General features: G+C 71.3%; 28 protein-coding genes. 19 read left to right on the forward strand and 9 right to left on the reverse strand.

Annotated features, from left to right (window positions below; translation table 11 throughout):
• The first annotated feature begins 321 nt into the window (after positions 1 to 321).
• Positions 322 to 747 carry a hypothetical protein gene (locus tag OIE49_RS12455; RefSeq protein WP_326802372.1) on the forward strand — a complete coding sequence of 142 codons (426 nt, stop codon included), beginning with the start codon at positions 322 to 324 and terminating at the stop codon, positions 745 to 747.
• On the opposite strand, the gene OIE49_RS12460 is transcribed toward OIE49_RS12455, so the two are convergent.
• Positions 728 to 1,357 carry a TetR/AcrR family transcriptional regulator gene (locus tag OIE49_RS12460; RefSeq protein WP_326802373.1) on the reverse strand — a complete coding sequence of 210 codons (630 nt, stop codon included), beginning with the start codon at positions 1,355 to 1,357 and terminating at the stop codon, positions 728 to 730. The two genes, OIE49_RS12455 and OIE49_RS12460, sit on opposite strands and share 20 nt — an antisense overlap.
• A 26-nt stretch (positions 1,358 to 1,383) precedes the next feature.
• Complete coding sequence (locus OIE49_RS12465; protein ID WP_326802374.1) at positions 1,384 to 2,388, reverse strand: aldo/keto reductase; 1,005 nt, start codon at positions 2,386 to 2,388, stop codon at positions 1,384 to 1,386.
• A 225-nt stretch (positions 2,389 to 2,613) separates the two neighbouring features.
• Here OIE49_RS12465 and OIE49_RS12470 point away from each other — a divergent pair, with 225 nt between their 5' ends.
• Complete coding sequence (locus tag OIE49_RS12470) at positions 2,614 to 3,675, forward strand: chitinase (RefSeq protein WP_326802375.1); 1,062 nt, start codon at positions 2,614 to 2,616, stop codon at positions 3,673 to 3,675.
• A gap of 80 nt (positions 3,676 to 3,755) precedes the next feature.
• Here OIE49_RS12470 and OIE49_RS12475 read toward each other — a convergent pair whose 3' ends face one another.
• Positions 3,756 to 5,138, reverse strand: coding sequence for a glycine--tRNA ligase (locus OIE49_RS12475; protein ID WP_100566934.1), 1,383 nt, complete (start codon positions 5,136 to 5,138; stop codon positions 3,756 to 3,758).
• A gap of 173 nt (positions 5,139 to 5,311) precedes the next feature.
• Here OIE49_RS12475 and OIE49_RS12480 point away from each other — a divergent pair, with 173 nt between their 5' ends.
• The 4 genes from OIE49_RS12480 to OIE49_RS12495 are packed head-to-tail and all read left to right on the forward strand — an operon-like array spanning position 5,312 to position 8,448.
• Positions 5,312 to 6,274, forward strand: coding sequence for a metal ABC transporter substrate-binding protein (locus tag OIE49_RS12480; RefSeq protein ID WP_326802376.1), 963 nt, complete (start codon positions 5,312 to 5,314; stop codon positions 6,272 to 6,274).
• Between the two features lie 17 nt (positions 6,275 to 6,291).
• Positions 6,292 to 7,077: a metal ABC transporter ATP-binding protein gene (locus tag OIE49_RS12485; protein ID WP_326802377.1), complete on the forward strand. Its 786-nt coding sequence runs from the start codon at positions 6,292 to 6,294 to the stop codon at positions 7,075 to 7,077.
• Positions 7,077 to 7,979 carry a metal ABC transporter permease gene (locus tag OIE49_RS12490; RefSeq protein ID WP_326802378.1) on the forward strand — a complete coding sequence of 301 codons (903 nt, stop codon included), beginning with the start codon at positions 7,077 to 7,079 and terminating at the stop codon, positions 7,977 to 7,979. The genes OIE49_RS12485 and OIE49_RS12490 overlap by 1 nt, the downstream gene beginning before the upstream one ends.
• A 58-nt stretch (positions 7,980 to 8,037) precedes the next feature.
• A complete protein-coding gene (locus OIE49_RS12495) occupies positions 8,038 to 8,448 on the forward strand; it encodes a Fur family transcriptional regulator (protein ID WP_100566930.1) in 411 nt (136 codons plus the stop codon).
• A gap of 104 nt (positions 8,449 to 8,552) precedes the next feature.
• Here the strand turns inward: OIE49_RS12495 and OIE49_RS12500 are convergent, their stop codons facing one another.
• Together OIE49_RS12500 and recO are read right to left on the reverse strand one after the other, a co-directional pair.
• Entirely contained in the window at positions 8,553 to 9,392 is an 840-nt protein-coding gene (locus tag OIE49_RS12500) for an isoprenyl transferase (RefSeq protein ID WP_326802379.1), read from the reverse strand.
• A gap of 59 nt (positions 9,393 to 9,451) precedes the next feature.
• Positions 9,452 to 10,198, reverse strand: a complete 747-nt coding sequence (recO, locus tag OIE49_RS12505; RefSeq protein WP_326802380.1) for a DNA repair protein RecO — start codon at positions 10,196 to 10,198, stop codon at positions 9,452 to 9,454.
• A 230-nt stretch (positions 10,199 to 10,428) separates the two neighbouring features.
• Here recO and bla point away from each other — a divergent pair, with 230 nt between their 5' ends.
• On the forward strand, positions 10,429 to 11,388 hold the full coding sequence (bla, locus tag OIE49_RS12510; protein ID WP_401737527.1) for a class A beta-lactamase: 960 nt from the start codon (positions 10,429 to 10,431) through the stop codon (positions 11,386 to 11,388).
• Between the two features lie 24 nt (positions 11,389 to 11,412).
• Here bla and OIE49_RS12515 read toward each other — a convergent pair whose 3' ends face one another.
• The 3 genes from OIE49_RS12515 to leuA all read right to left on the reverse strand — a co-directional run bounded on the left by OIE49_RS12515 (position 11,413) and on the right by leuA (position 14,566).
• Positions 11,413 to 11,877 (reverse strand): protein-tyrosine phosphatase family protein, encoded by a 465-nt coding sequence (locus OIE49_RS12515; RefSeq protein WP_326802381.1) that lies wholly within the window; start codon positions 11,875 to 11,877, stop codon positions 11,413 to 11,415.
• A gap of 64 nt (positions 11,878 to 11,941) precedes the next feature.
• Positions 11,942 to 12,640: a TerB family tellurite resistance protein gene (locus OIE49_RS12520; protein ID WP_100566926.1), complete on the reverse strand. Its 699-nt coding sequence runs from the start codon at positions 12,638 to 12,640 to the stop codon at positions 11,942 to 11,944.
• Positions 12,641 to 12,835: 195 nt separating this feature from the next.
• Complete coding sequence (gene leuA / locus OIE49_RS12525; RefSeq protein WP_326802382.1) at positions 12,836 to 14,566, reverse strand: 2-isopropylmalate synthase; 1,731 nt, start codon at positions 14,564 to 14,566, stop codon at positions 12,836 to 12,838.
• A gap of 363 nt (positions 14,567 to 14,929) precedes the next feature.
• Here leuA and OIE49_RS12530 point away from each other — a divergent pair, with 363 nt between their 5' ends.
• The 8 genes from OIE49_RS12530 to OIE49_RS12565 all read left to right on the forward strand — a co-directional run bounded on the left by OIE49_RS12530 (position 14,930) and on the right by OIE49_RS12565 (position 21,944).
• Positions 14,930 to 16,030, forward strand: a complete 1,101-nt coding sequence (locus tag OIE49_RS12530; protein ID WP_326802383.1) for a M4 family metallopeptidase — start codon at positions 14,930 to 14,932, stop codon at positions 16,028 to 16,030.
• A 355-nt stretch (positions 16,031 to 16,385) separates the two neighbouring features.
• Positions 16,386 to 16,652: a protealysin inhibitor emfourin gene (locus OIE49_RS12535; RefSeq protein WP_100566924.1), complete on the forward strand. Its 267-nt coding sequence runs from the start codon at positions 16,386 to 16,388 to the stop codon at positions 16,650 to 16,652.
• A 58-nt stretch (positions 16,653 to 16,710) separates the two neighbouring features.
• A complete protein-coding gene (locus OIE49_RS12540; protein ID WP_326802384.1) occupies positions 16,711 to 18,063 on the forward strand; it encodes a GH1 family beta-glucosidase in 1,353 nt (450 codons plus the stop codon).
• 172 nt (positions 18,064 to 18,235) lie between these two features.
• Positions 18,236 to 19,330 (forward strand): PhoH family protein, encoded by a 1,095-nt coding sequence (locus OIE49_RS12545; RefSeq protein WP_326802385.1) that lies wholly within the window; start codon positions 18,236 to 18,238, stop codon positions 19,328 to 19,330.
• A 12-nt stretch (positions 19,331 to 19,342) separates the two neighbouring features.
• Complete coding sequence (gene ybeY, locus OIE49_RS12550; protein ID WP_100566921.1) at positions 19,343 to 19,840, forward strand: rRNA maturation RNase YbeY; 498 nt, start codon at positions 19,343 to 19,345, stop codon at positions 19,838 to 19,840.
• A 7-nt stretch (positions 19,841 to 19,847) separates the two neighbouring features.
• Positions 19,848 to 21,158: a hemolysin family protein gene (locus tag OIE49_RS12555; RefSeq protein WP_326802386.1), complete on the forward strand. Its 1,311-nt coding sequence runs from the start codon at positions 19,848 to 19,850 to the stop codon at positions 21,156 to 21,158.
• The gene (locus tag OIE49_RS12560; RefSeq protein WP_326802387.1) at positions 21,155 to 21,514 is read left to right on the forward strand and encodes an MmcQ/YjbR family DNA-binding protein; all 360 of its coding nucleotides are present in this window, start codon (positions 21,155 to 21,157) and stop codon (positions 21,512 to 21,514) included. The genes OIE49_RS12555 and OIE49_RS12560 overlap by 4 nt, the downstream gene beginning before the upstream one ends.
• Positions 21,515 to 21,581: 67 nt before the next feature.
• Entirely contained in the window at positions 21,582 to 21,944 is a 363-nt protein-coding gene (locus OIE49_RS12565) for a cytidine deaminase (protein WP_100566918.1), read from the forward strand.
• A gap of 76 nt (positions 21,945 to 22,020) precedes the next feature.
• On the opposite strand, the gene OIE49_RS12570 is transcribed toward OIE49_RS12565, so the two are convergent.
• Positions 22,021 to 22,833 (reverse strand): SDR family oxidoreductase, encoded by an 813-nt coding sequence (locus OIE49_RS12570; RefSeq protein ID WP_326802388.1) that lies wholly within the window; start codon positions 22,831 to 22,833, stop codon positions 22,021 to 22,023.
• Between the two features lie 248 nt (positions 22,834 to 23,081).
• Between OIE49_RS12570 and OIE49_RS12575 the strand changes: the two genes are divergently transcribed.
• The 4 genes from OIE49_RS12575 (at position 23,082) to OIE49_RS12590 (ending at position 26,221) form a co-directional block, all read left to right on the forward strand.
• On the forward strand, positions 23,082 to 24,509 hold the full coding sequence (locus tag OIE49_RS12575; protein ID WP_326802389.1) for an aldehyde dehydrogenase family protein: 1,428 nt from the start codon (positions 23,082 to 23,084) through the stop codon (positions 24,507 to 24,509).
• Positions 24,506 to 25,459 carry an MBL fold metallo-hydrolase gene (locus tag OIE49_RS12580; RefSeq protein WP_326802390.1) on the forward strand — a complete coding sequence of 318 codons (954 nt, stop codon included), beginning with the start codon at positions 24,506 to 24,508 and terminating at the stop codon, positions 25,457 to 25,459. The genes OIE49_RS12575 and OIE49_RS12580 overlap by 4 nt, the downstream gene beginning before the upstream one ends.
• 70 nt (positions 25,460 to 25,529) lie before the next feature.
• Complete coding sequence (locus OIE49_RS12585) at positions 25,530 to 25,928, forward strand: YidH family protein (protein WP_326802391.1); 399 nt, start codon at positions 25,530 to 25,532, stop codon at positions 25,926 to 25,928.
• Positions 25,925 to 26,221, forward strand: a complete 297-nt coding sequence (locus tag OIE49_RS12590; RefSeq protein WP_326802392.1) for a DUF202 domain-containing protein — start codon at positions 25,925 to 25,927, stop codon at positions 26,219 to 26,221. The genes OIE49_RS12585 and OIE49_RS12590 overlap by 4 nt, the downstream gene beginning before the upstream one ends.
• Positions 26,222 to 26,577 lie beyond the last annotated feature (356 nt).

The raw sequence follows: 26,577 nt of genomic DNA on the forward strand, positions 1-26,577 counted from the left end.
TCCTGGCGGCCGGCCGAGGCCTCGCGCAACGGAGTCGGGCAGCCACGCAGAGGAGTCCGGGGCTGCTCACCGATCGCGTACGAGTGATTCCGTCCGGTGAGCGCCGGTTCCGGGCGGGATGCCGCCGGGGCACTTGGTAAGAAAGAGGTAAGCGAGATCATGGCCGCTGAGCTGCGGCTTCTCATCAAAGTGCCGCTCGGTCACAGCCCGCGTTACTCCTCCCGAGTCGCCGCGCGGGCGATCCGCGGCAAATCTGGATGAGCGCGATGAGCCCTTCGGGTCATGCGCGACGCAGGGGGGAACCATCAACGGGAGACCACCATGCATCTCACACTGCGCAGCCGCTGTGTCCGTGGAGTCGCCGTGGGCGCTCTGTCCGCCGCGCTGGTGTCGGCCGGCTCCGTCGGAGCCTTCGCAGCGCCCCGTCCGAGCCCGATGCCCACCCGGACGCACACCGCCATGCCCACCAGGGCGGCCGAGTCGATCACGGTCAGGGCCAGCCACCGCTCGGTCCGGGCCGGGGAGAGCATCACGCTCACCGGCCGCACCGCGCACCTGGCGGCCGGCACCAGGCTGACCGTCCAGCACCTGAACAACGGCAGGTGGACCACGCTGCGCGCGACCACCGTGGTCAAGAAGGGCGACACCTACACGGTGTCCACGAAGCTCGCGGTCAAGGGCAAGCAGGAACTGCGGGTGGTGCACGGCAACACGCGCTCCGCGACGGTCACCGTTGACGTGACCTGACCCGGGAGGTGACAGGGTGCTGACGGGCTCGAAGCCCGCCCAGCACCAGTTCGAGCACCGCCTCGAACTCCTCCTCGATCGCCGGCCGCTTCCACTCCTGGGCATGACCCGGGTCGTGGAAGCGGCCGGTGGCATGAAACAGGGCCCGGGCCGCGACGGCCGGGTCGGCGGCCGTGAAGACACCGGCCGTGACGCCGTCGCGGACGATCCGGGTGAGCTGGCCGGTCAGATCGTCGATGTGCTCGCCGACCGCCGCGCCGTTCTCGTCGGTGAGCACCGAGTACGTGGCGAACAGCTCGGGGTCGTCGCCCGCCTTGCGGCGCTTGGCCTCGAACAGTTCCCGCAGCCAGTCGCGCAGCCGGTCCTCCGGGTCCCGCTGTTCGGCGGCGATGCCGGCGAGGGCCTCGGACGTGCGGTCCAGCCACCGCTTGGTCACCGCCTCGCGCAGCGCGGCCTTCGTACGGAAGTGCCGGTAGACGCTGCCGTGGCTGACACCGAGCGCGCGGGCCACGTCCACCACGGTGGCCTTGGCCGGCCCGTGGCGGCGCAGCACCTCCTCGGTGGCCTCGAGGATGCGCTCGGCGGTCAGGGTCTCGGTGCTGGGTGGCATGCCCTAGACCGTACCCGGCGCCCGGGTCAGCGTTCGCTGTCCAGGTGGGCCATCTGCGCCTCGGGGTAGCGCGCGCCCACGACGGCGTCCGCCGGGACGGCCTCCTCGATGGCCGCCAGGTCGGCCTCGTCCAGCGTGACGGCCGTCGCGCCCAGTGCCTCCGTCAGCCGCTCCCGGGTGCGGGCGCCGATCAGCGGAACGATGTCCTCACCGCGAGACAGCACCCAGGCGATGGCGGTCTGCGCGACCGTGACGCCCTTGCCCTCGGCGATCTTGCGCAGGGCCTCGACGAGGTCCAGGTTGTGCTGGAGGTTCTCGCCCTGGAAGCGGGGGGAGTGGGCCCGGAAGTCGTTCGCGGCGAGCTTGCGGTCGCGGCCGAAGTGCCCGGAGATCAGACCGCGCGAGAGCACCCCGTAGGCCGTGACGGCGATGCCGAGTTCGCGGGTGGTGGGCAGGATCCGGTCCTCGATGCCGCGGGAGACGAGCGAGTACTCGATCTGGAGGTCCGAGATCGGCGCGGTGGCGGCGGCCCGGCGGATCGTGTCGGCGCCGACCTCGCTGAGGCCGATGTGCCGGACGTGTCCCTTCTCGACGAGTTCCGCGATGGCGCCGACCGTCTCCTCGATCGGCACGTCCGGGTCGACCCGGGCGATCCGGTAGACGTCGATGTGGTCGACGCCGAGACGCTGGAGGGAGTAGGCGGCGAAGTTCTTCACGGCGGCCGGCCGGCCGTCGTAGCCGGACCAGTTGCCGTCCGGGTCGCGCAGGGCGCCGAACTTCACGCTGAGCAGGGCCTGTTCGCGGCGGGCCGCGGGAGCGGTGCGCAGGGCCTCGCCGACCAGCATCTCGTTGTGGCCCATGGCGTAGAAGTCGCCGGTGTCGAGCAGGGTCAGGCCCGCTTCGAGAGCGGCGTGCACGGTGGCGATCGACTCGGTCCGGTCCGCCTCACCGTACAGCGCGGACATGCCCATGCAGCCGAGGCCGAGGGCGGAGACCTGGGGGCCGGTGGTTCCGAGGTGGCGGGTGTCCATGAGGGCTCCTTGGGAGGCTCGGAGGGCGGATTGAACGGGTACCCACGATCAGCCTGACATGACAACTGACAGATTTCAATATCTGTCAGTTGTCAATCCAAACCTCCGAGGCGGCGCGCAGCCACCGGCCGTGCGATTTGGTCCAGACCTATTGACGAAAGGTCTGGACCACGAGCACTGTCATGCCTACGACACCTCACCGCACCCCCCACCGGGAGGCTCCGCATGATCCGCCGCAGACTGCGTCTGCTCGCCGCCGCCCTCGCGGCCGCCTGCCTCACCCAGCTCTCCGTCGCCCTGGCCCCCACCGCCTCGGCCGCCCCGACCGCCGACACGTGCGCCGTGAAGTCCAGGCCCGCCGGCAAGGTGCTCCAGGGCTACTGGGAGAACTGGGACGGCTCCGCCAACGGCGTCCATCCGCCCTTCGGCTGGACGCCGATCACCGACTCGCGCATCGCCGCACACGGCTACAACGTGATCAACGCGGCCTTCCCGGTCATCCGCTCCGACGGAACGGCCCTGTGGCAGGACGGCATGGACGCGGGCGTGAAGGTGGCGACGCCGGCGGAGATGTGCGCGGCCAAGGCGTCCGGGCAGACGATCCTGCTGTCCATCGGCGGCGCGACGGCCGGTATCGACCTCAACTCGTCCACCGTGGCGGACCGGTTCGTCGCGACGATCGTGCCCATCCTGAAGAAGTACAACTTCGACGGCATCGACATCGACATCGAGACGGGCCTGACGGGCAGCGGAAACATCAACCAGCTCTCCCCGTCCCAGGCCAACCTGGTCCGGATCATCGACGGAGTGCTCGCGCAGATGCCGTCGAACTTCGGCCTGACCATGGCCCCGGAGACCGCCTACGTCACCGGCGGCAGCGTCGCCTACGGCTCGATCTGGGGCGCGTATCTGCCGATCATCAAGAAGTACGCCGACAACGGCCGCCTGTGGTGGCTGAACATGCAGTACTACAACGGCAGCATGTACGGCTGCTCCGGCGACTCCTACCAGGCGGGCACCGTGGCCGGCTTCACCGCCCAGACCGACTGCCTCGCCAAGGGCCTGGTGATCCAGGGCACGACGATCAAGGTCCCCTACGACAAGCAGGTCCCGGGCCTGCCCGCCCACCCCGGCGCCGGCGGCGGCCACATGGCGCCTTCGCTGGTCTCCGAGGCCTGGCGCCACTACGGCACGAGCCTGAAGGGCCTGATGACCTGGTCGATCAACTGGGACGGGTCGAAGAACTGGACCTTCGGTGACAACGTGAAGGCCCTGCAAGGCCGTTGAGGAACGGCGAACGCCGGACGGCCGCCGAGTGAGGTCTCGGCGGCCGTCCGGCGCTCTGAGGTGCTGCGGGGGTTACCGGGTCAGCAGCCGACGAGGCGGCCGGCCAGGTAGCCCTCGATCTGGTCGAGGGAGACACGCTCCTGCTTCATGGTGTCGCGCTCGCGGACGGTGACCGCGTTGTCCTCGAGGGTGTCGAAGTCGACCGTGACGCAGTACGGCGTGCCGATCTCGTCCTGGCGGCGGTAGCGGCGGCCGATGGCGCCGGCGTCGTCGAACTCGATGTTCCAGTTCTGGCGCAGGGCCTGGGCCAGGCCCTTGGCCTTGGGCGACAGCTCCGGGTTGCGCGACAGGGGCAGCACCGCGACCTTCACCGGGGCCAGGCGGTGGTCCAGGCGCAGCACCGTGCGCTTCTCCATCTTGCCCTTGGCGTTGGGCGCCTCGTCCTCGACGTAGGCGTCGAGCAGGAACGCGAGCATCGCCCGGCCGACACCGGCCGCCGGCTCGATGACGTACGGCGTCCAGCGCTCGCCGGCCTCCTGGTCGAAGTACGACAGGTCCTGGCCGGAGGCCTTGGCGTGGGAGGAGAGGTCGTAGTCGGTGCGGTTGGCGACACCCTCCAGCTCGCCCCACTCGCTGCCGCCGAACTGGAAGCGGTACTCGATGTCCGCGGTGCGCTTGGAGTAGTGGGAGAGCTTCTCCTGCGGGTGGTCGTACCAGCGCATGTTCTCCTCACGCAGGCCGAGTCCCGTGTACCAGTTCCAGCGCTGCTCCATCCAGTACTCCTGCCACTTCTCGTCCTCGCCCGGCTTGACGAAGAACTCCATCTCCATCTGCTCGAACTCGCGGGTGCGGAAGATGAAGTTGCCCGGCGTGATCTCGTTGCGGAACGACTTGCCCATCTGGGCGATGCCGAACGGCGGCTTGCGGCGCGAGGTGGTCTGCACCTGGGCGAAGTTGGTGAAGATGCCCTGCGCGGTCTCGGGGCGCAGGTAGGCGACGGAGCCGGAGTCCTGAGTGGGGCCGAGGTGGGTGGAGAGCAGGCCCGAGAACTGCTTGGGCTCGGTGAACTGGCCCTTGTTGCCGCAGTTGGGGCAGTTGACGTCCGCGAGGCCGTTCTCCGGGGCGCGGCCCTTCTTCTCCTCGTAGGCCTCTTCCAGGTGGTCGGCGCGGAACCGCTTGTGGCAGGAGGTGCACTCCGTCAGCGGGTCCGTGAAGGTGGCGACGTGACCGGAGGCGACCCAGACCTCGGGCGCCAGGATCACGGACGAGTCGATGCCGACCACGTCCTCGCGGGACGTCACCATGTAGCGCCACCACTGGCGCTTGAGGTTCTCCTTGAGCTCGACACCCAGGGGCCCGTAGTCCCAGGCGGCACGCTGGCCGCCGTAGATCTCACTGCAGGGGAATACGAAGCCACGGCGCTTGCTCAGGCTGACGATGGTGTCGATCTTGTCGGCGGCCACGGTGCTCTCTTCATTACGACGACGGGCGACGAAGCGAGACGCTTCACGAGCGAATGCTTCAGGGTACCGGCGGTGGCTCCCCCTCGACCAAATCGGTGCCGGGTAACGGCCCTTTTCGGGCCCGCCACAGTGCTTGTTGACAACCGTTTCCATTTTAGTTGAAAATGACTGTCATGAACGTACGACGACGCCTCATATCCGGCTCCACGGTCCTGACGGTCACCGCACTCGGCCTCGGAGCACTCTCCGCCTGTTCCTCCTCCGCAGGCGCGAGCGGCACCGGCGGCGGCAAGTACGACGTCGTCGCGTCCTTCTACCCGATGGCCTTCCTCGCCGAGCGGATCGGCGGGAGCCACGTCCACGTCACCAGTCTCACCCGGCCGGGCCAGGAACCGCACGAGCTGGAGATCAGCGCCCAGCAGACCGTGCAGCTCGAGAAGTCCGACGCGGTGCTCTACCTCAAGGGCCTCCAGCCCAACATCGACAAGGCCGTCGCGCAGTCCGGGATCAGGACGAAGGTCGACGCCGCGTCCCTGACCACGCTGGAGGAGCACGGCACCGACGTCGACGGCCACGCCGGTGAGCACGACGCCCACCACGACGAGGAGCACGGCGGCAAGGACCCGCACGTCTGGCTCGACCCGGTGCGCTACGCGCAGATCGCCGAGGGCGTCGGCAAGGCCTTCGAGAAGGGCGACCCGGACCACGCGGCCGACTACCGCAAGAACACCGCGGCCCTGGTCAAGCAGCTCGGCAAGCTCAACATCCAGTACGAGACCGGCCTGAAGGACACCCGGAACAAGGTCTTCATCACCACCCACGCCGCCTTCGGCTACCTCGCCGAGCGCTACGGCCTGACCCAGGAGGCCATCAACGGCCTCGACCCGGAGTCCGAGCCCAGCGCGGCCCGGGTGAAGGACCTCCAGGAGACGGCGAAGGCCGACGGGGTCACGACCGTCTTCTACGAGACGCTGGTCAGCGACAAGACCGCGAAGACCCTCGCCAAGGACGCGCATCTGAGGACGGACGTCCTCGACCCGCTGGAGGGCATCACCGACAGGTCCCGCGGCACCGACTACTTCCAGGTCATGGAAGCCAACCTCAAGGCGCTGCGAGAGGCACTGGGCGCCAAGTGAGCATTACGGAGGGCGTCATGGACGTCGGCAGCGACACCGCCGAACCCGTCATATCCCTGCGCGGAGTGCGCGCCGACCTGGGCTCGCGCCCCGTCCTGCGGGGCATCGACCTCACCGTGCGCCGTGGCGAGGTCGTCGCGCTGCTCGGCGCCAACGGCTCCGGAAAGTCGACGGCCGTGCGCAGCGTCATCGGCCAGGTGCCGGTGAGCGCCGGTGAGATCGAGCTGTTCGGCACCCAGCGGCACCGCTTCCGCGACTGGGCGCGCGTCGGCTACGTACCGCAGCGCACGACCGCCGCGGGCGGCGTCCCGGCGACGGTCACCGAGATCGTCTCCTCGGGCCGGCTCTCCCGCACCCGCTTCGGGATCTTCCGCAAGGCCGACCACGCGGCCGTACGGCGGGCCCTGGAGCTGGTCGGCATGGCGGACCGCGCGAAGGACTCGGTGAACGCCCTCTCCGGCGGTCAGCACCAGCGCGTGCTGATCGCCCGCGCCCTCGCCGCCGCACCCGAGCTGCTGATCATGGACGAGCCGATGGCGGGCGTCGACCTGGCCAGCCAGGAGGTGCTGGCGAGCACGCTCGGGGAGCAGGTGGCGGCCGGGGTGACGGTGCTGCTCGTGCTGCACGAGCTGGGCCACCTGGAGCCCCTGATCGACCGGGCGGTGGTGTTGCGCGACGGCTGCGTCGTGCACGACGGACCGCCCCCGAAGGCCGTCGGCCAGCACGCCCTGCCCGGCCACGACCACGTCCACCCCCACGACGCCTCGGGCGCCGATCCGATCCGCACGGGACTGCTGAGCTGATGGACCTGTTGAACTACGCCTTCATGCAGCGGGCCCTGCTCGCCGCCGTCCTGGTCGGCATCACCGCGCCCGCCGTCGGCATCTACCTCGTCCAGCGCCGCCAGCCCCTGATGGGCGACGGCATCGGGCATGTGGCCATGACCGGCGTCGGCCTGGGCTTCCTGCTGTCCACCTCCCCGGTGTGGATGGCCACGGCCGTCTCCGTCCTGGGCGCGGTCCTCATGGAACTGATCCGCTGGTACGGCCGCACCCGCGGCGACATCGCCCTCGCGATGCTCTTCTACGGCGGCATGGCGGGCGGCGTCATGTTCATCAACCTCGCCCCCGGCGGCTCCAACGCGAACCTGACGTCGTACCTGTTCGGCTCGCTCTCCACGGTCTCGCAGTCCGACGTCACCGCGATCTGCCTGCTGGCCGCCTTCGTCGTGCTGGTCACCCTGGGCCTGCGCCGCCAGCTGTTCGCGGTCAGCCAGGACGAGGAGTTCGCCCGGGTGACCGGGCTGCCGGTGCGCGCGCTGAACCTGCTGACGGCGGTCACGGCGGCGGTGACGGTGACGGTCGCGATGCGCGTGGTCGGACTGCTGCTGGTCAGCGCGCTGATGGTGGTCCCGGTGGCCGCCGCCCAGCAGCTCAGCCGCAGCTTCGCCGCGACCTTCGCGATCGCCGTCGCCATCGGGGTGAGCGTGACGATCGGCGGCACGGTCACGTCGTACTACCAGGACGTGCCGCCCGGCGCGACGATCGTGCTGCTCACCATCGCGATGTTCATCGTGCTCACCGCGCTGGCCACGCCGCTGGCCCGGCGACGCGCGCGGGCCCTCGCCGCGTCACTGCCCGCCGGGGACCCGGCGGAGTGCGCGATTCCGGCCACCCGGGCCGCCGGCGACGGGGCCGGCGCCTGACCGCGCCCGGCCCGGGCTGGCACAATGGCCCGCAGGCGAGACGTGAGGAGGCCGACCGGTGACCACCGCTGGACCGCCCGTGAAGGGCCGCGCCACCCGGCAGCGTGCCGCTGTCGCGGCGGCCCTCGACGAGGTCGACGAGTTCCGCAGCGCGCAGGAGCTCCACGACATGCTCAAGCACAGGGGCGACTCGGTGGGCCTGACGACGGTCTACCGCACCCTTCAGTCCCTCGCCGACGCGGGCGAGGTCGACGTCCTGCGCACCTCCGACGGAGAGTCGGTCTACCGCCGCTGCTCCACCGGCGAGCACCACCACCATCTCGTCTGCCGCGTCTGCGGCAAGGCGGTCGAGGTGGAGGGGCCGATGGTGGAGAAGTGGGCGGAGGCGATCGCCGCGGAGCACGGCTACGTCAACGTCGCCCACACGGTGGAGATCTTCGGCACCTGCGCGGAGTGCTCCGCGGGGTGAGCCTGTGACTTGTGCGGGTGGTCTGGGGTGACCGGCCCTGGGGGCTGCCGCCCCAGACCCCCGCTTCGGCCTGAACGGCCTCGTCCTCCGCGGGACGGGCTGAACTACTCGCCCTCGCCCTCGCCCTGCATCGCGAGGAGGGCCTCGTTCGGGATGGCGCCGCCGAAGCGGCGGTCGCGGGAGGCGAACTCGATGCAGGCCCGCCACAGGTCACGGCGGTCGAAGTCGGGCCACAGGACGTCCTGGAAGACCATCTCCGCGTACGCGCTCTGCCAGAGCAGGTAGTTGGACGTGCGCTGCTCGCCGCTCGGGCGCAGGAACAGGTCGACGTCCGGCATGTCCGGGTAGTACAGGTATTTCTGGATGGTCTTCTCGGAGACCTTGGCCGGGTCGAGCCGGCCCGCCTTGACGTCCTCCGCGAGCGCCTTGGCCGCGTCCGCGAGTTCGGCCCGGCCGCCGTAGTTCATGCAGAAGTACAGCGTGAGCCGGTCGTTGTCCTTGGTCTGCTCCTGGGCGATCTGGAGCTCCTGGGCGACCGACTTCCACAGCTTGGGCATGCGGCCCACCCAGCGCACCCGGATGCCGAGTTCATCGAGCTGGTCACGGGTCTTGCGGATGAAGTCGCGGTTGAAGTTCATCAGGAAGCGCACCTCGTCGGGCGAGCGCTTCCAGTTCTCGGTGGAGAAGGCGTAGAGGGAGATGTTGCCGACGCCGATCTCGATCGCGCCCTGCAACACGTCCAGCACCCGCTCGGCGCCGACCTTGTGCCCCTCGGTGCGGGGCAGCCCGCGCTCCTTGGCCCAGCGTCCGTTCCCGTCCATGACGATCGCGACATGCTCGGGAACCAGCTCGCCGGGGAGCTTCGGCGCGCGGGCGCCGGACGGATGCGGCTCGGGCGCCCTGTACTCCGGGCGCCGGCGCCCCAGGATCCCGCGTACGGCCATGTGCTTCTCGTCTCCCTTGTCTTGGACTTGCCTTGGACTTGTCTTGGACTTGTCTCGGGCTACTTTTCCACGTACCGAAGTGAGCGCAGCCCGCGCTCCAGATGCCAGTGCAGGTAGGCGGAGACCAGCCCGCTGCCCTCCCTGGCGTACCGCGGCTCGCACGCGTCCGCGGTCTCCCAGTCCCCCGTGAGCAACGCGCCGAGCAGCGCGAGCGTCTGCGGCGAGGGTACGACGCTGCCGGGCACCCGGCAGTCGGCGCAGACCGAGCCGCCGGAGGCCACCGAGAAGAACCGGTTCGGACCGGGCATCCCGCACCGGGCGCAGTCGCCGAAGCTGGGCGCGTAGCCGTTGACGGCCAGCGAGCGCAGCAGGAAGGCGTCCAGCACGAGGTGCGGGGCGTGCTCGCCCCGGGCGAGGGTGCGCAGGGCACCCACCAGCAGCAGGTACTGCTGGACGGACGGCTCGCCCTCGTGGTCGGTGAACCGCTCGGCGGTCTCCAGCATGGCCGTCCCGGCGGTGTAACGGGCGTAGTCGGCCACGATCCCGCCGCCATAGGGGGCGATGGTCTCGCTCTGCGTGCACAGCGGCAGCCCCCGGCCCACCAGCTCGCTGCCCCGGGCGAAGAACTGCACGTCCACGTGCGAGAACGGCTCCAGCCTGGCCCCGAACTTCGACTTCGTCCGCCGCACCCCCCGCGCCACGGCACGAACCCGCCCGTGCCCGCGGGTGAGCAACGTGATGATGCGGTCCGCCTCACCCAGCTTCTGGGTGCGCAGCACGACACCGTCGTCCCGGAACAGACTCACCGCGCACCTCCACGGCCGTCCGGCCGGAGGCCCGTGGGTCGTCCCCCGGGAAGCCGCAGCATGATCCGGTCCGCCTCACCCGGCTTCTGGGCACGCGGCACTGTGCCGTCGTCGCGGAACAGACTCATGGGGTCCATTCTCACTCACGGCGAACGTGGGCGTGGCCGCGCCCGCGACCCGGTCCGGCTCCCGGCGCGGCGCAACCGCGATTCACCCCGCGGCGTCGGTCAGTGTGGAGATCGTTCTGTCCGCGCCGACCGGAGGAGAGCACCATTCGAACCCCGGGAGAGTCCAACCCGACCCGACGTACCTTACTGACCACCGCCGGCTCCGCCCTCGTCACGGCGACGGCGGCCCTCACCACGGCCTCGCCCGCGCACGCCCTGCCGGACGAGGCCGACGGCACCACCGCGCGTCTGCGCGCCCTGGAGCAGGAGCTCGGCGCCCGGCTGGGCGTGTTCGCCCACAACCCCCGTACCGGCAGGACCGTCCGGTACCGGGCCGAAGAACGGTTCCCGATGTGCTCGGTCTTCAAGACCCTGGCGGCGGCCGCGGTCCTGCGGGACCTGGACCGCCACGGCGAGGTCCTCTCGCGCCGCGTCCACTACACCGAGGCCGACCTGGTGCCGGAAGGCTCCGACCAGACCCGCGCGCACCTGGCCACGGGCATGACCATCGCCGAACTCGCCGACGTCGCCATCCGCTTCAGCGACAACACCGCCGGCAACCTGCTCCTGCGGGAACTCGGCGGCCCCACGGCCATCACCCGTTTCGCCCGCACGCTCGGCGACCCGGTGACCCGCCTGGACCGCTGGGAGCCGGACCTGAACACCGCCGAGCCCTGGCGGCTCACGGACACCACGAGCCCGCGTGCGATCGGCCGCACCTACGCCCGTCTCGTTCTCGGGGACGCGCTGAACCGTCGTGACCGCCGGACGCTGACGCACTGGCTGCTGAACAACACCACCGGCACCCACCGCTTCCGCGCGGGCCTGCCACCGACCTGGACGGTCGCGGACAAGACGGGCACCGGTGCCCACGGCACCGCCAACGACGTGGGCGTCGCGTGGACCGAGTCCTCCTCGCCCGTGGTCCTGGCCGTGCTGTCGACCAAACCGGCCCAGGACGCCCCGTACGACGACGCTCTCGTGGCCCGGGCGGCCGCCGTGGTCGCGGAGGCGCTGGGATAGGCACGGAGGCCGGGGCGCCCCGCCTCACCGCGGCGGCGGGAATCTCCGTACGTACCGCCGCTGCCACGGTGTCTCCACCGCGTGCCGGTCGTAGTGGGTTCTGACGTAGGCGACGGCCTCGTGGGCCGGGACGCCGTCCAGTACGGCCAGGCAGGCCAGGGCCGTGCCGGTGCGGCCTCGGCCGCCGGCGCAGGCGAGTTCGACGCGTTCGGTGGCGGCGCGCGCCCAGGCGCCGGTGAGCGCCGCGTGTGCCGCCTCCCGGTCCGCCGGGAGGCGGAAGTCGGGCCAGCGCAGCCAGTGGGACGCCCAGGGGGTCGGGGGCGGCGGTGCGCCGAGGAGGTAGACGCCGTACGTCGGGGTCCGCGCCGACGGGTCGAGGGGGCGGCGCAGTCCCCTGCCCCGCACCAGCCGTCCGGACGGCAGCCGCAGGACGCCCGGGGTCCCCTCGTCCCAGGGCTGCTCGGGCCCGGTGGCGTGTTCCTCGTTCACGGCGCCTCGTCCCCCTTCCGGCCCGTCCCGGGCGGCGCGGCGACCGTACCAGGCGGGGGCTGTCTCACGACGGGGTGCGGGCCTCCGTCAGGAGGCGGGTCACGTCGCTGGTGCAGATGGTCAGGGCCGCGCCGACGGTGCCGAGGGTGTCGTGCTCGGCGGGGGTGTAGGGGCCGTCGGCCAGGGCGATGCGAGCGGCCTGGAGGAGGATCGACTCCCGGCCCGCGGGGGCCAGGTGCGGGGCGAGCGGGTCCAGCGCCTCGTGCAGCTCTATGGCCAGGCCCGCGCCGCACGGCCGGTCCTCGTAGGCACGCCCGGTGTCCGCGGCCAGCGCCTCCACCAGGGCGGCCAGCTGCTCCTCGGTGCAGTCGGCCAGGCCGGCCGCGCGGACCGTGGCCGCGGCGGTCTCCAGGGCCGTACGTGAGCCCGTCCCGCCCGCGGACAGCACCGCCAGGGCGACGGTGTGCACGGCGTCGCGGAGCATCGCGGAGAAGCGGTTGGTCGTCGGATGGTCCAGGACGTCCGTGCCGAAGTGCCCGCCGCAGGCGGCGCATTCGACCACGGGCCCCGCGGTGCCGCGCGGCAGCAGCGGGACCCCGAGGACGGTGAAGCGCCGACGCCCGGTCAGCCGTTGGTAGTTGCGGTCCCCGCCGCAGCCGGGGCAGAAGAACTCGCCGTCGCCGACCGGCGTCCACGCGGTGCGGGTGCCCAGCAGTCTGGCAAGCGTGGTGACACGGCCGTTTCGTCCCCGTACTGGCAGCACGTCCCACCTCCGTAACGGCACGGCAACATCGCCGCGCTGGCGTGATGTTAGCCACATTGTCGAGGTGTCGTCAGCACCCTGGACGAGACCTTTCCGTGACCTGGGTCGCCGACTGGCCGATACTGGCCGGGCACACGACGGGGCCCCGGCCGCCTCAGCAGGCGGCCGGGGCCCCGAAAGCACCGGTCAGAGCGGTCAGCGCGCCGCGCGGTTGACGGCCGAGACGACGGCCTTCAGCGACGCACGTGTCGTGTTCGCGTCGATGCCGATCCCCCACAGGACCTTGTCGTCAATCGCGCATTCGATGTACGACGCGGCCTGGGCGGAGGCGCCCTCGCTCATCGTGTGCTCCTGGTAGTCGAGCAGGCGCACGTCGACGCCGATGGACTGCAGGGCGTCGAAGAAGGCCGAGATCGGACCGTTCCCGGAGCCGGTGAGGACGGTGTCCTCGCCGTCGACGGTGGCCTCGACGGTGAGGGTGTCGACCCCGTCGGTGTCCGTCGTCGACTGGCCGGTCCTGACCTGGATGCGGCCCCAGGCGTTGTCCGGGTTCGGCAGGTACTCGTCCTGGAAGGCCGCCCAGATGTCCTTCGGCGTGACCTCGCCGCCCTCGGCGTCCGTCTTGGCCTGGATGATCTTCGAGAACTCGATCTGCATCCGGCGCGGCAGGTCCAGCTTGTGGTCGTTCTTCAGGACGTAGGCGACACCGCCCTTGCCGGACTGCGAGTTGACGCGGATGACGGCCTCGTAGGAGCGGCCGACGTCCTTGGGGTCGATGGGCAGGTACGGCACCGCCCACTCGATGTCGTCGACCGTGACGCCCTTGGCCTTCGCGTCCGCCTCCATGGCGTCGAAGCCCTTCTTGATGGCGTCCTGGTGGGAGCCGGAGAAGGACGTGTAGACCAGGTCGCCCACGTACGGGTGGCGCGGGTGGACCTCCATCTGGTTGCAGTACTCCCACGTACGGCGGATCTCGTCGATGTCGGAGAAGTCGATCTGCGGGTCGACGCCCTGCGAGAACAGGTTCATGCCCAGGGTGACCAGGTCGACGTTGCCGGTGCGCTCGCCCTGGCCGAACAGGCAGCCCTCGACGCGGTCGGCGCCGGCCATCAGCGCCAGCTCGGCGGCGGCGACGGCCGTGCCGCGGTCGTTGTGCGGGTGGACGGACAGGCAGACGTACTCGCGGCGGGACAGGTTGCGGTGCATCCACTCGAAACGGTCCGCGTGCGTCGAGGGCGTCGAACGCTCCACCGTGGCGGGCAGGTTGAGGATGATCTCGCGGCCCGGGCCCGGCTGGTACACGTCCATGACCGCCTCGCAGACCTCCAGGGCGAAGTCCAGCTCGGTGTCCGTGAAGATCTCGGGGCTGTACTGGTAGCCGAACGTCGTGCCATCAGCCTCCGGGCCCAGCAGTTTCTCGGCGTACTCCATGACCAGGCGGGTGCCGTCGACGGCGATCTGCTTGATGTCGTCCCTGGAGCCGCGGAAGACGACCCGGCGGAAGACCGGGGCGGTGGCGTTGTAGAGGTGGACGGTGGCGCGCCGGGCGCCCTTCAGGGACTCCACGGTCCGCTCGATCAGGTCCTCGCGGGCCTGGGTCAGTACGGAGATCGTGACGTCCTCGGGGATCGCGCCCTCCTCCTCGATGATCGAGCGCACGAAGTCGAAGTCGGTCTGGCCGGAGGCCGGGAAGCCGACCTCGATCTCCTTGTAGCCCAGCGCGACCAGCTGGTCGAACATCCGGCGCTTGCGCTCGGGCGACATCGGGTCGATCAGGGCCTGGTTGCCGTCGCGCAGGTCGGTGGAGAGCCAGCGGGGGGCGGCGGTGATCCGGCGGCCGGGCCAGGTGCGGTCGGGGATGTCGACCTGCTCGTAGCGGCCGTACTTGTGGATCGGCATGGAACTGGGCTGCTGACGGTTGACCATGGTGGCGTGGGCTCCTCGTGAGATCCGCGGGTCCGCGGGTGCGGAGAACGGCCGACGGCGCAACGCCGAACTCCGCGGGGAGGGGGTCGGCCTCGACTACAGGCCCTCGCCGCGGCAGCTAAGGAGAAGCAGCCCGAAACGCATGATGGTCCGCAGCCTAGCCGAGCCGCACCGGATGCGCGGGCCTGTCCCAGTATGCGAAACCGAAGGGACAAACAGGGCAAAAAGTGCGCGATGTCACGCGACGCCGACCCCCCTCCATCTATCACTCCGTAACGAACGGGCGGACCCCTTGCCCCGATATTTCACCAATCACGGTTGCGGGTAGTGACATTGTCGCCACGCAGTGCAATGGTTCCGGACATGACGACCACCAGGGGCTTCGAGCCCGTCTTCTGCACCATCGTGCCGCCGCACGTCCTCGACCGCCTGGCCCGCAACGAGGACCCCGCGCTCTCCGGACCCGCCCGCCGGACCCTGGAACGCGACGCCTTCGAGCGCACCCGGCGGCGGCTGACCACCGTCATCGGCGCGCCCGCCGTCACCGCGCCCGCCGGCAGACAGGACGGGCATCCGCAGCGCACCGTCTACGACGCCCGGCACGGCACCGGACTGCCCGGCAGGAAGGTGCGCGGCGAGGGCCAGGACCCCGGCGGCGACGCCACGGTCAACCGCGCCTACGCCGGCCTCGGCGCCACCTTCGAGCTGTACCTCACGGCCTACCGGCGCGACTCGATCGACGGCAGCGGACTGCCGCTGGACGCGACCGTGCACTACGACAAGCACTACAACAACGCCTTCTGGAACGGCGAGCAGATGGTGTTCGGCGACGGTGACGGCGAGATCTTCCTGGACTTCACCATCCCGGTGGACGTCATCGGCCACGAGCTGACCCACGGCGTCACCCAGCACACCGCCAACCTGGCCTACTTCGGGCAGTCCGGCGCGCTCAACGAGTCGCTCTCCGACGTCTTCGGCTCGCTGATCAAGCAGTACACGCTCGGCCAGACCGCCACCGAGGCCGACTGGCTGATCGGCGCGGGGCTGCTGGCCCCGGGCGTCAGCGGCACCGCGCTGCGTTCCATGAAGGCACCGGGCACGGCGTACGACGACGACGTGCTCGGCAAGGACCCGCAGCCGGCCACCATGGACCACTACGTCCACACCGGCAGCGACAACGGCGGCGTCCACATCAACTCCGGCATCCCCAACCACGCCTTCTACCTGGTCGCCACGGCGCTCGGCGGCCATGCCTGGGAGAAGGCGGGGCAGCTCTGGTACGACGTGCTGACCGGCGGCGAGCTGCACGAGGACGCGCAGTTCGCGGACTTCGCCACGCTCACCGTGGGGGCCGCGCGGGAACGGTACGGCTCCGACGGCGGCGAACTCGAGGCCGTGCGCAAGGCCTGGGAGCAGGTGGGGGTGACAACCGCTCGCCAGGAAGTGCGCGCAAGGTCCGTTTAGCTCGATCGTGTGATGGTCGGCTCGCGAACTTGCGGTGGCTCGGGCTGATCGGAGTAGCGTGATCAGTGTGATCTGGGGCGCCGGGTATGGCGTCGGTGTGCGGGGCCCCCTTGCCACCAGAGAGATGGTCTGGGGCCTCCCCGTCGCCTCCGGCCATGCCTGCCCGCCCGGGTCACGCAGGAAACCGGCCTCCCGAGATCGGACCACGCACAGGATGCGTGTCGCCGCCCCGGGGACGAGTACGCCGGGGACCAGTGCGCCCACAACCGTTCGGGGCGTGCGGCTGAGCACGTGCAACTCATGTTCAGTCATCAGGAACGGTGCGGACGCTGTAGTTCCGTACTAGACACGGACCATGCTGATTCGAGTGAGGCGCACAGGAGGGTTCGCGGGCATCGAGCGCCGCGCCGAGGTGGACGTCTCGGGGCGGCCCGACGCCCCGCAGTGGCGGGACCTGGCCGAGCGGGCGCTGGCGGGCGGCAAGGCCGCGCCGCCGGCCGGGGTGCCCGACGGCTTCAGCTACGAGATCACCGTGGACGGCCGGACGGTGTACGCGGCCGACCCCCGGCTGACCGGGGAGCAGCGCGAGCTCATCTCCCGCGTGCTCAAGGAGGGCGCGTGAGGCCCTTTTCCCTACCCGGGCGTTGACTTCCGTTACCGACGGTAAGGATGATCCGCCCATGGCGACGAAACCGATGCCCCGGTTCCCGGCCGGCTTCCTGTGGGGCGTGTCCACCTCGGCCCACCAGATCGAGGGGGCGGCCGACCGGCGCGAGCCGTCCGTGTGGGACACGTTCTCGGCCGGGCCGGGACGGATCAAGGACGGCTCGACGGCGGCGGTGGCCTGCGACCACTACCACCGCCACCGCGAGGACGTGGCGCTGCTGGCCGGCCTCGGCGTCGGCGCGTATCGCTTCTCCGTCTCCTGGCCCCGGGTGGACTCCCCCGGCGGCCTCGACTTCTACGACCGCCTGGTCGACGACCTGTGCGCGGCCGGCGTCCGCCCGGTACCCACCCTCTTCCACTGGGACCTGCCGACCCGCCTCGACTGGCTGGAGCGGGAGACGGCCGCGCGGTTCGCCGACCATGTGTCGGTGGTCGCCGAGCGCCTGGGCGACCGCGTGCCGAAGTGGATCACGCTCAACGAGCCCGCCGAGCACACCCTGCTCGGCCATGCCCTGGGTGTGCACGCGCCAGGGAAGCGGCTGCTGTTCGAAGCGCTCCCGGCCGCCCACCACCAACTGCTCGCCCACGGCCTGGCCGTCCGGGCGCTGCGCGCGGCCGGGGCCGCGGACATCGGCATCGCCAACTCGCACAGTCCCGTCCGGCCGGCCTCCGGGGAACAGGCGGACGTCGAGGCGGCCGGCTTCTACGACCTGCTGCTGCACCGCCTGTTCGCCGACCCGCTGCTGCTCGGCCGCTACCCCGAGGGACTGGGCGAGCTGATGCCGGGCACCCCAGGGGAACTGGCCTCGGATCTGGAGATCATCGCCGAGCCCCTGGACTGGTACGGCGTCAACTACTACGCCCCGACCCGGGTGGGCGCCCCTCGCGGCGAGGAGATCGAGTTCGGCGGTCTCACCCTGCCCGCCGAACTGCCCTTCTCGGTAAGGAAGATCGAGGGCCACCCGGTCACGGACTTCGGCTGGCCCGTGGTCCCGGAGGGGCTGACCGAGCTGCTGACCGGCCTGAGCGACCAGTACGGCGACCGGCTCCCGCCCGTCGTCATCACCGAGAACGGGTGCTCCTACGAGGGCCTGGACGACCAGGACCGCATCGCCTACCTGGACGGACACCTCCGCGCCCTGCACCGGGCCCTGGAGGCGGGCGTGGACGTGCGCGGCTACTTCGTGTGGTCGCTGCTGGACAACTGGGAGTGGGCGGAGGGCTACGCCCGCCGGTTCGGCCTGGTGCACATCGACTACAAGACGCTGGAGCGCACCCCGAAGGCGTCCTACCGCTGGTTCCGGGACCTGCTGCGGGCCCAGCGGGAGACGGGGACGGCGGACGCCGCGTCGCCCGTGCCGGACTGATGCTGCTCCGGGTCCGCCGGGGTCGCCGGTCCCCTCAGGGTCACCGGGGTCGCGCAGGTCGCCGAAAAGCCCTACGGCGTCGGCACTCCCCCGTCGTACCCTGGGAAGCGCGAGGCCGCCCTGACTTGTGCGGCCGTGACGAGGAGGAACCGCAGGCCTTCAGCGCCGGCCCATGACTCAGACACCCGCAGCCAAGACCCCCGCGCAGGGGCAGGCCAGAGCACAGTTCACCGTCCCCGCCCAGCACCCCATGGTGACCGTCCTGGGGTCAGGCGACTCTCTCCTGCGCGTGATCGAGAAGGCCTTCCCGGGGGCCGACATCCATGTCCGGGGCAATGAGATCAGCGCGGTCGGCGATCCGGCGGACGTCGCCCTGGTCCAGCGCGTGTTCGACGAGATGATGCTGGTGCTCCGCACCGGGCAGCCGATGACGGAGGACGCAGTGGAACGCTCCATCGCCATGCTCAAGGCCAGCGAGAACGGCGAGAGCGACGGCCAGGAGACCCCGGCCGAGGTTTTGACGCAGAACATCCTGTCCTCCCGCGGCCGCACGATCCGTCCCAAGACGCTCAACCAGAAGCGGTACGTCGACGCGATCGACAAGCACACGGTGGTCTTCGGCATCGGCCCCGCCGGTACCGGCAAGACCTACCTGGCCATGGCCAAGGCGGTGCAGGCCCTGCAGTCCAAGCAGTGCAACCGCATCATCCTGACCCGCCCCGCGGTCGAGGCCGGCGAGCGCCTCGGCTTCCTGCCCGGCACGCTCTACGAGAAGATCGACCCGTACCTGCGCCCGCTGTACGACGCGCTGCACGACATGCTCGACCCGGACTCCATCCCGCGTCTGATGGCGGCGGGCACGATCGAGGTCGCACCGCTCGCCTACATGCGCGGCCGCACCCTGAACGACGCCTTCATCATCCTGGACGAGGCCCAGAACACCAGCCCCGAGCAGATGAAGATGTTCCTCACCCGGCTCGGCTTCGACTCGAAGATCGTCATCACGGGAGACGTCACGCAGGTGGACCTGCCCAACGGCCAGAAGTCCGGGCTGCGGCAGGTGCAGGAGATCCTGGAGGGGGTCGAGGACGTCCACTTCTCCCGGCTGTCGTCGCACGACGTCGTACGGCACAAGCTCGTGGGCCGTATCGTCGACGCGTACGAGAAGTACGACAGCAAGCACGGCACCGAGAACGGCGCACCCAACAAGTCCGGCGGCCACGGCAGGGCCGGGCACGCGCACGGACACGGGCACAAGGGGAAGTAGACCAGCACCACCATGTCGATCGACGTCAACAACGAGTCGGGAACCGAGGTCGACGAGCGGGCGATCCTCGACATCGCCCGCTACGCACTCACCCGCATGCGCATCCACCCGCTCTCCGAGCTCTCGGTGATCGTCGTGGACGCCGACGCCATGGAGCAGTTGCACGTCCAGTGGATGGACCTGCCGGGCCCCACGGACGTCATGTCCTTCCCGATGGACGAGCTGCGGCCGCCGGCGAAGGACGACGACGAGCCCCCGCAGGGCCTCCTCGGCGACATCGTGCTCTGTCCCGAGGTCGCCGCGAAGCAGGGCGCCGAGGCCCCGACCCAGCACTCCATGAACGAGGAGCTCCATCTGCTCACCGTCCACGGCGTGCTGCACCTGCTCGGCTACGACCACGAGGAGCCGGACGAGAAGGCCGAGATGTTCGGTCTTCAGGCAGCGATCGTGGACGGCTGGCGCGCCGAGCAGGGCCTGCACGGCCCGTCCCCGGCGCCCACCGTCTCGTAACCCGCCCATGAGCCCTCAGATCGTCGTCGGCGCGATCGCGCTCGTCGTCGTCGCCTGGCTCGCCGCCTGCGCGGAGGCGGGCCTGGCACGGGTGTCCAGCTTCCGTGCCGAGGAGGCCGTGAAGGCGGGCCGCCGCGGCAGCGCCAAGCTGGCCCAGATCGCCGCCGACCCGACCCGCTATCTCAACCTGGCGCTGCTGGTGCGCGTGACCTGCGAGATGGCGGCCGCCGCGCTGGTCACGTACGCGTGCCTGGAGGCGTTCTCCGGCACGGCGCAGGCGCTGGTCGTCGCCATCGCGGTCATGGTGCTCGTCTCGTACGTGGCCGTCGGGGTCTCCCCGCGCACCATCGGCCGCCAGCACCCGCTGAACACGGCGACCGTGGCGGCGTACGTGCTGGTGCCGCTCGCGCGGGTGCTCGGCCCGATCCCGTCGCTGCTGATCCTCATCGGCAACGCGCTGACCCCCGGCAAGGGGTTCCGGCGCGGCCCGTTCGCCTCCGAGGCGGAGCTGCGCGCCATGGTCGACCTGGCCGAGCAGGAGTCGCTGATCGAGGACGACGAGCGACGCATGGTGCACTCGGTCTTCGAGCTGGGCGACACCCTCGTGCGCGAGGTCATGGTGCCGCGCACCGACCTGGTGGTGATCGAGCGGTACAAGACCATCCGCCAGGCCCTCACGCTGGCGCTGCGCTCCGGCTTCTCGCGGATTCCGGTCACCGGCGAGAGCGAGGACGACATCGTCGGGATCGTCTATCTGAAGGACCTGGTCCGCAGGACGCACATCAACCGGTACGCCGAGAGCGAGCTGGTGTCGACGGCGATGCGTCCGGCCGTCTTCGTGCCGGACACGAAGAACGCCGACGACCTGCTGCGCGAGATGCAGAAGGAACGCAACCACGTCGCCGTCGTCATCGACGAGTACGGCGGCACGGCCGGCATCGTCACCATCGAGGACATCCTCGAGGAGATCGTCGGCGAGATCACGGACGAGTACGACCGCGAGCTGCCGCCGGTGGAACCGCTCGGCGACGACCGCTACCGCGTCACCGCGCGCCTGGACATCACGGACCTGGGCGAGCTGTACAGCCTGGACGAGTACGACGACGAGGACGTGGAGACGGTCGGCGGGCTGCTCGCCAAGGCCCTGGGCCGGGTGCCCATCGCGGGCGCGTCGTCGGTCGTGGAGCTGCCCGACGGCCGCGAGCTGCGGCTGACCGCGGAGGCGGCGGCCGGACGGCGGAACAAGATCGTGACGGTGCTCGCGGAGCCGGTGGACCCGGCGGCGCCCGCCGGGGACAGGGAGGGGAAGCCGGAGTGAGTCCCGAGGAGCTGCGCGCCCTCTGCCTGTCGTTCAACGCGGTGGTGGAGGACTTCCCCTTCGACCCGCAGACCTCGGTCTTCAAGGTCCGGGGCAAGCTGTTCGCGCTGTCGACCCTGGACTCCCGGCCGCTGAAGGTCAACCTCAAGTGCGACCCGGAGGACGCTGTCCGGCTGCGCGCGGAGTACGAGGGCCTGATCGTCCCCGGCTGGCACATGCACAAGCGCCACTGGAACACGGTCACGGTCGACGCCGGGCTCCCGGACCGCCTGGTCCGCGAACTCGTCGAGGACTCCTACGACCTGGTGGTGGCGGGGCTGCCACGCGCGGAGCGGCTGCGGCTCGACCGGGCGTGAGCGTCGGGGGCGCCGTGGCTGCCGGGGTGATCTTCGCGGCTGCCGGGGCTGCTCCTATGCTCGGGGCATGACCGAGACCAACGCGCTTGATCCCGAGGACCTCAAGATCGTCACTCTGGCCCGTTCGGCACGGGCCCGCAACGGTGTGCCGGAGGGCGCGGCCGTACGGGACGAGACGGGGCGTACGTATGTCGCCGGGTCGGTGAGCCTCGCCTCACTGCGGCTGAGCGCCCTGCGGACGGCGGTGGCGATGGCCGTCGCGTCCGGGGCGACGTCGCTGGAGGCGGCGGCGGTGGTCGGCGAGGCGGAGGAGATCGCCCCCGAGGACCTGGCCGCCGTACGGGACCTGGGCGGTGCGAAGACGCCGGTTCTGCTGGCCGGACCCGACGGCACCGTACGGCTCACCCGGCCGGCGGGCGAGGACGGCTGAGGCCCGCCGGGCCAGGACGGCTGAGGCCCGCCGGGCGGGGTCCGGTGGCGGGCCCCGCGTGGTCCTGCGGCACGGGTCAGTCGGTGGAGGCGGCCCCGGAGGCCTCCTGGACGGTGCGGTAGGCCGTCAGACCGCCGTCCACGCGGATGTCGGTGCCGTTGATCCAGGCCGCGGAGTCGCTCAGAAGGAAGGCCACGACATCGGCGATGTCCGCCGCCTCCCCGAACCGTCCGAGCAGGGCGCCGGCTCCCTCGACCTTGGCGACGCCGTGGTCCCGCTTGAAGTCGTCGAGGATCGGCGTGGCCACGGGCCCCGGGCTGACCGAGGTCACCCGGATCCTGCGGGGCAGGTACTCGGCCGCGAGGTGTTCGGTGAGGTACCGCACGCACTCCTTGGAGAACCGGTACGAGTGACCGGTGACGCTCTCATCCAGGGCCACGGCGTCGAGCGCCACCTCGGTGTCGGCGGCCAGGGCGAAGGCCCGTACCGCCGGCAGGTTCCGCTCCCAGGCGGTGGCCACGGCCGAGGACAGGTTGACGACGCAGCCTCCTTCCCGGATCGCCGGTGCGAGAGCGGCGGTCAGTTCCCGCAGGCCGAAGACGTTGACGCCGAGCACCGTCCGCCAGGGCGCCGTTCCGGGCACCCCGGCGATGTTGGCGAGCCCCGCGAGCCCGTCCGGCGCGGCGGCCAGTACGCTCCGCGCGGCCATGTGCGCGCCGGCGGGCGTGGACAGGTCGGCCCGCACGAAGGTCCCCGCGAAGGACTCGGGCACCGATCGGTCGATTCCGACGACGGGCAGGCCCCTGCCGGCGAGCAGACGGGCGGCCGCCGCTCCGATGCCGGAGGCGACCCCGGTCACGACCACGGGCAACTGCGTGTTGTTCGTCATGGCTCTCACTTGTTCGTCGGCGGAATGTACGGATGACGAATGACCAGGGGTCCGCGGGCCGAGCCTCCGGGTGAAGCGGCGTCCGTGACAAGCCCACTTTCCACCCTGTGGAAAACTCCGCGGCGCTCAGGGGTGAGCCGGCAGCCGTGACACGGTCCGCTTTCCACTGAGTGGATGACCTGCTTGCCCAAGGTGTGACCTGCGGGGATCGTGACATCCCGTCCCCTCCCCCGACCAGGAGCACGCCGATGGCCCAAGAGACGTACGCCGTACACGACCCGGCCACGCTGGAGCCGGTCGGCCGGGCCCCGGTGCACGGCGAGGACGAGGTACGGCAGGCGATCGCCGCCGCGCGGGCCGCCGCACCGGCGTGGGCCGCGGACCGCGCGGCCCGGCGGGCCGCGCTGCACGCCTGCGCGGACCTCGTCCGCGCCCACGAGGACGAACTCGGACGGCTGCTGTCCCTGGAACAGGGCAAGGTCCTGGCCGAGGCCGTCGGCGAGTTCCGGGTCGGCGCCGGGCTGCTGGACCACTACGCCGCGCTCGCCTGGGCCGAGGTGGAGCGGCTGCCCGACCGGGCCGACCGCAAGGTCGAGGTGCACTACCGGCCCGTGGGCGTAGTCGGCACCATCACGCCGTGGAACTTCCCCATCTCCCTGCTGTGCGTGAAACTCGCCCCCGCGCTGACCGCCGGGTGCACCGTCATCGCCAAGCCCTCCGCCACGACACCGCTGTCCACCATGGCGCTGGTCGACCTCATGAACCGGGTCCTGCCCGCCGGTGTGCTGCAGTACCGCACCAGCCCCGGCCGCGCGGTCAACGTGGCGCTGAGCGCCCTGCCCGGCGTCCGGAAGATCTCGTTCACCGGGTCGACGGAGGTCGGCACCGCGGTGGCCGCCCAGGCGGCCGCCACGGTCAAGCGCGTCACCCTGGAACTCGGCGGGAACGACCCCGCGATCGTCCTGCCGGACGCGGACGTCGAGACGACCGCGTCCGGCATCGTCGGTTCGGCCTTCCGCAACGCGGGGCAGGTGTGCATGGCCGTCAAGCGGGTCTTCGTGCCGCGCGGCCTGCGGGACGAACTGGTCGAGGCCATGGCCGAGGCCGTCGCCCGGCACCGGCTCGGTCACGGGGTGGCGGCCGGGTCGACCATGGGCCCGATGCACTCGGCCGCCCAGCACGGCATCGTCCGCGGCCTGGTCGACGGCGCCGTCGCCGCCGGGGCGCGGGTCGCGGCGGGCGGCGGACGCGGCTGCGACCTGCCCGGTCACTTCCTCGAACCGACGATCGTCACGGACGCCGAGGTCGGCATGGACCTCGTCGACGCCGAGCAGTTCGGCAACGCCCTGCCGGTCGTGGCCTACGACGACCTCCGGACGACGATCGACGGCCTGAACGCACAGGACTTCGGGCTCGGCGCCTCGGTGTGGTCGCCGGACCTGGACCGCGCCCACGCGGTGGCGGCGGACATCGAGGCCGGCACGGTCTGGATCAACCAGCACACCCAGGTGGAGCCGGACGCCCCGTTCGGCGGCTGGAAGGCCTCCGGCCTCGGACGTGAGCGCGGCCGCTGGGGACTGGAGGAGTACCTCGAACCCCGGACCGTCAACGCCCGTCCCCACCACACCCCGGCACCGCACGAGGCGGCCCCCGTAACGGAAGGACAGCGTCGGTGACCGACACCACGTCCGCACAGCGCGGCATGGACCTCATCACGCTCGGCGTCGCCGCCGGGCCCGCCATCCGAGGCCCCGAGCACGGCATCGCCAGCGCGGTCGTCGTCGACGACGTCTTCTACCTCGTCGACTTCGGCATCGGCTGCACCCGTGCCGCGGGCGAGGCCGGTCTGCGGGGGCAGCGGTTCCGGGCGGGATTCATCACGCACCTGCACTCCGACCACGTGATCGAGCTCCCGGGGTTCCTGCTGTGGAACTGGGGGCGGCCGGTGAACGGCTTCTCCACTCCGGTCGACATCATCGGCCCCGGCCCCGACCCGGACGACGGCACCCGGCACCTCGCCGGTACGGACCGCCTCGTGGCCTCCGTTCTGGACGCGTTCTCCTACGACATCGCCATCCGGGCGGGCGACGAGGACCGGCCGCCGCTGGCGGACCTGGTGCGCGCCTCGGAGGTGGCCGCCCCGGCCAGGGGCTCGGCTGCCGCCGGGGAACCGTTCGAGGTGTACGCCGACGAGCGGATCACGGTGACCGCCGTCCTGGTGGACCACCCGCCGGTGCACCCGGCCCTCGCCTACCGGATCGACTCCGCGTACGGGTCGATCACGTTCTCCGGAGACACGGCCGAGTCGGCGAACCTCGCCCGGCTGGCCGAGGGCACCGATATCCTCGTCCACGAGGCCGTCAACCTCGGCTTCTACCGCAGCCGTGGCTTCTCCGCGGCCTTCCTGGCCCACCAGGAGAACTCGCACACCCCGCCGGCCGGGGCGGGCCGGATCGCCAAGGCCGCCGGAGCGCGGCGCCTGGTGCTGTCCCACTTCGCGGGGTTGGCGGACGCCGAGTACTGGCGTGCCGAGGCCGCGTCGACGTACGACGGCCCGATCGACGTCGCCACGAGCGGCGCGCGGTTCTCCGTCGCCACGGATCCCGCGGTCCGCGCGGGGATTTGAACGGGCGTACGTGGGTGTCGGCGGGTGCCGACAGGTGTGGAACGGCGCGGGAAGGAAGCGGGAGAACGGCATGGGCTCGGACAGTGGCCGGGGACGCGAGGACGGGAACGGCGGGGTCGGCGGGGACGGCGGGGAGAAGGAACCCGACTACCGGTTCACGCTCGCCAACGAGCGCACTTTCCTGGCCTGGATCCGTACCGGTGTCAGCCTGCTCGCGGCGGCGGTGGCGGTGCGGCAGCTCGTACCGGCCTTCACGATCCCGCACGCGCGGGAACTCCTCGCGGTCGTGTGCGCGCTGCTGGCCGTCGTGATCACGGGTGGGGCCTATCCGCACTGGCGGCGCGTCCAGCGAGCGATCCGGCGTGACGCGCCGCTGCCCGGCTCCTGGCTGCTGCCCGTGCTGGCGACCGTGATCACGGCCATCGCGTCGTTCACCACGGTGCTGGTCTGGGCCGGCGGGCCCGCGTGAGGCGGCGGGACCCGGGACTGCAACCCGAGCGCACCCGCCTCGCCTGGCGGCGGACGACCATGTCCCAGACGGTGGGTGCGCTGCTGCTCGTGCACACGGCGGCGAGCGGCTCCTCTCCGCTGGGCTGGGCGTGCGCGGTCTGCGCGGCCACGGCCACGGCCGTGACCTTCCTCGTCGGCGGCATGCGGCGGGAGACCGCGCCTCCGCCGCCCGCGGCGATGGCCCTGACCGCGGCGACGACGGTCGCCACGGCCCTGATCAGCCTGCCCTTGCTGCTGACCGGCGGGGCGTGAGCCGCAGGCTCCGCCGCCGGATCCGCCGCCCTACGACGCCTGCCGCGCGCGATGTGCCGGCCCGCGAGCTCCTACCGGGGTCCTTACCGCGAATCGCCGACCTCGCACGGCACCCGCGGCGCACGCGCCCTTGCGTCACGACGCCCGTCCGGCGGACACCCGCACCGCAAGCGCCCGTCCCGCGAACACCGGCGCCGCGCGAGCGCCCTTCCGCGAACGCCAGCCCCGCGCGAGCGCCCTTCCGCGAACGCCAGCCCCGCGCGAACACCCTTCCGCGAACACCGGCCCCGCGCAAGCGCCCTTCCGCGAACACCGGCCCCGCGCGAACACCCTTCCGCGAACACCGGCCCCGCGCG

The organism is Streptomyces sp. NBC_01788 (assembly GCF_035917575.1).
In the GTDB taxonomy this organism is placed as follows: Bacteria; Actinomycetota; Actinomycetes; order Streptomycetales; family Streptomycetaceae; genus Streptomyces.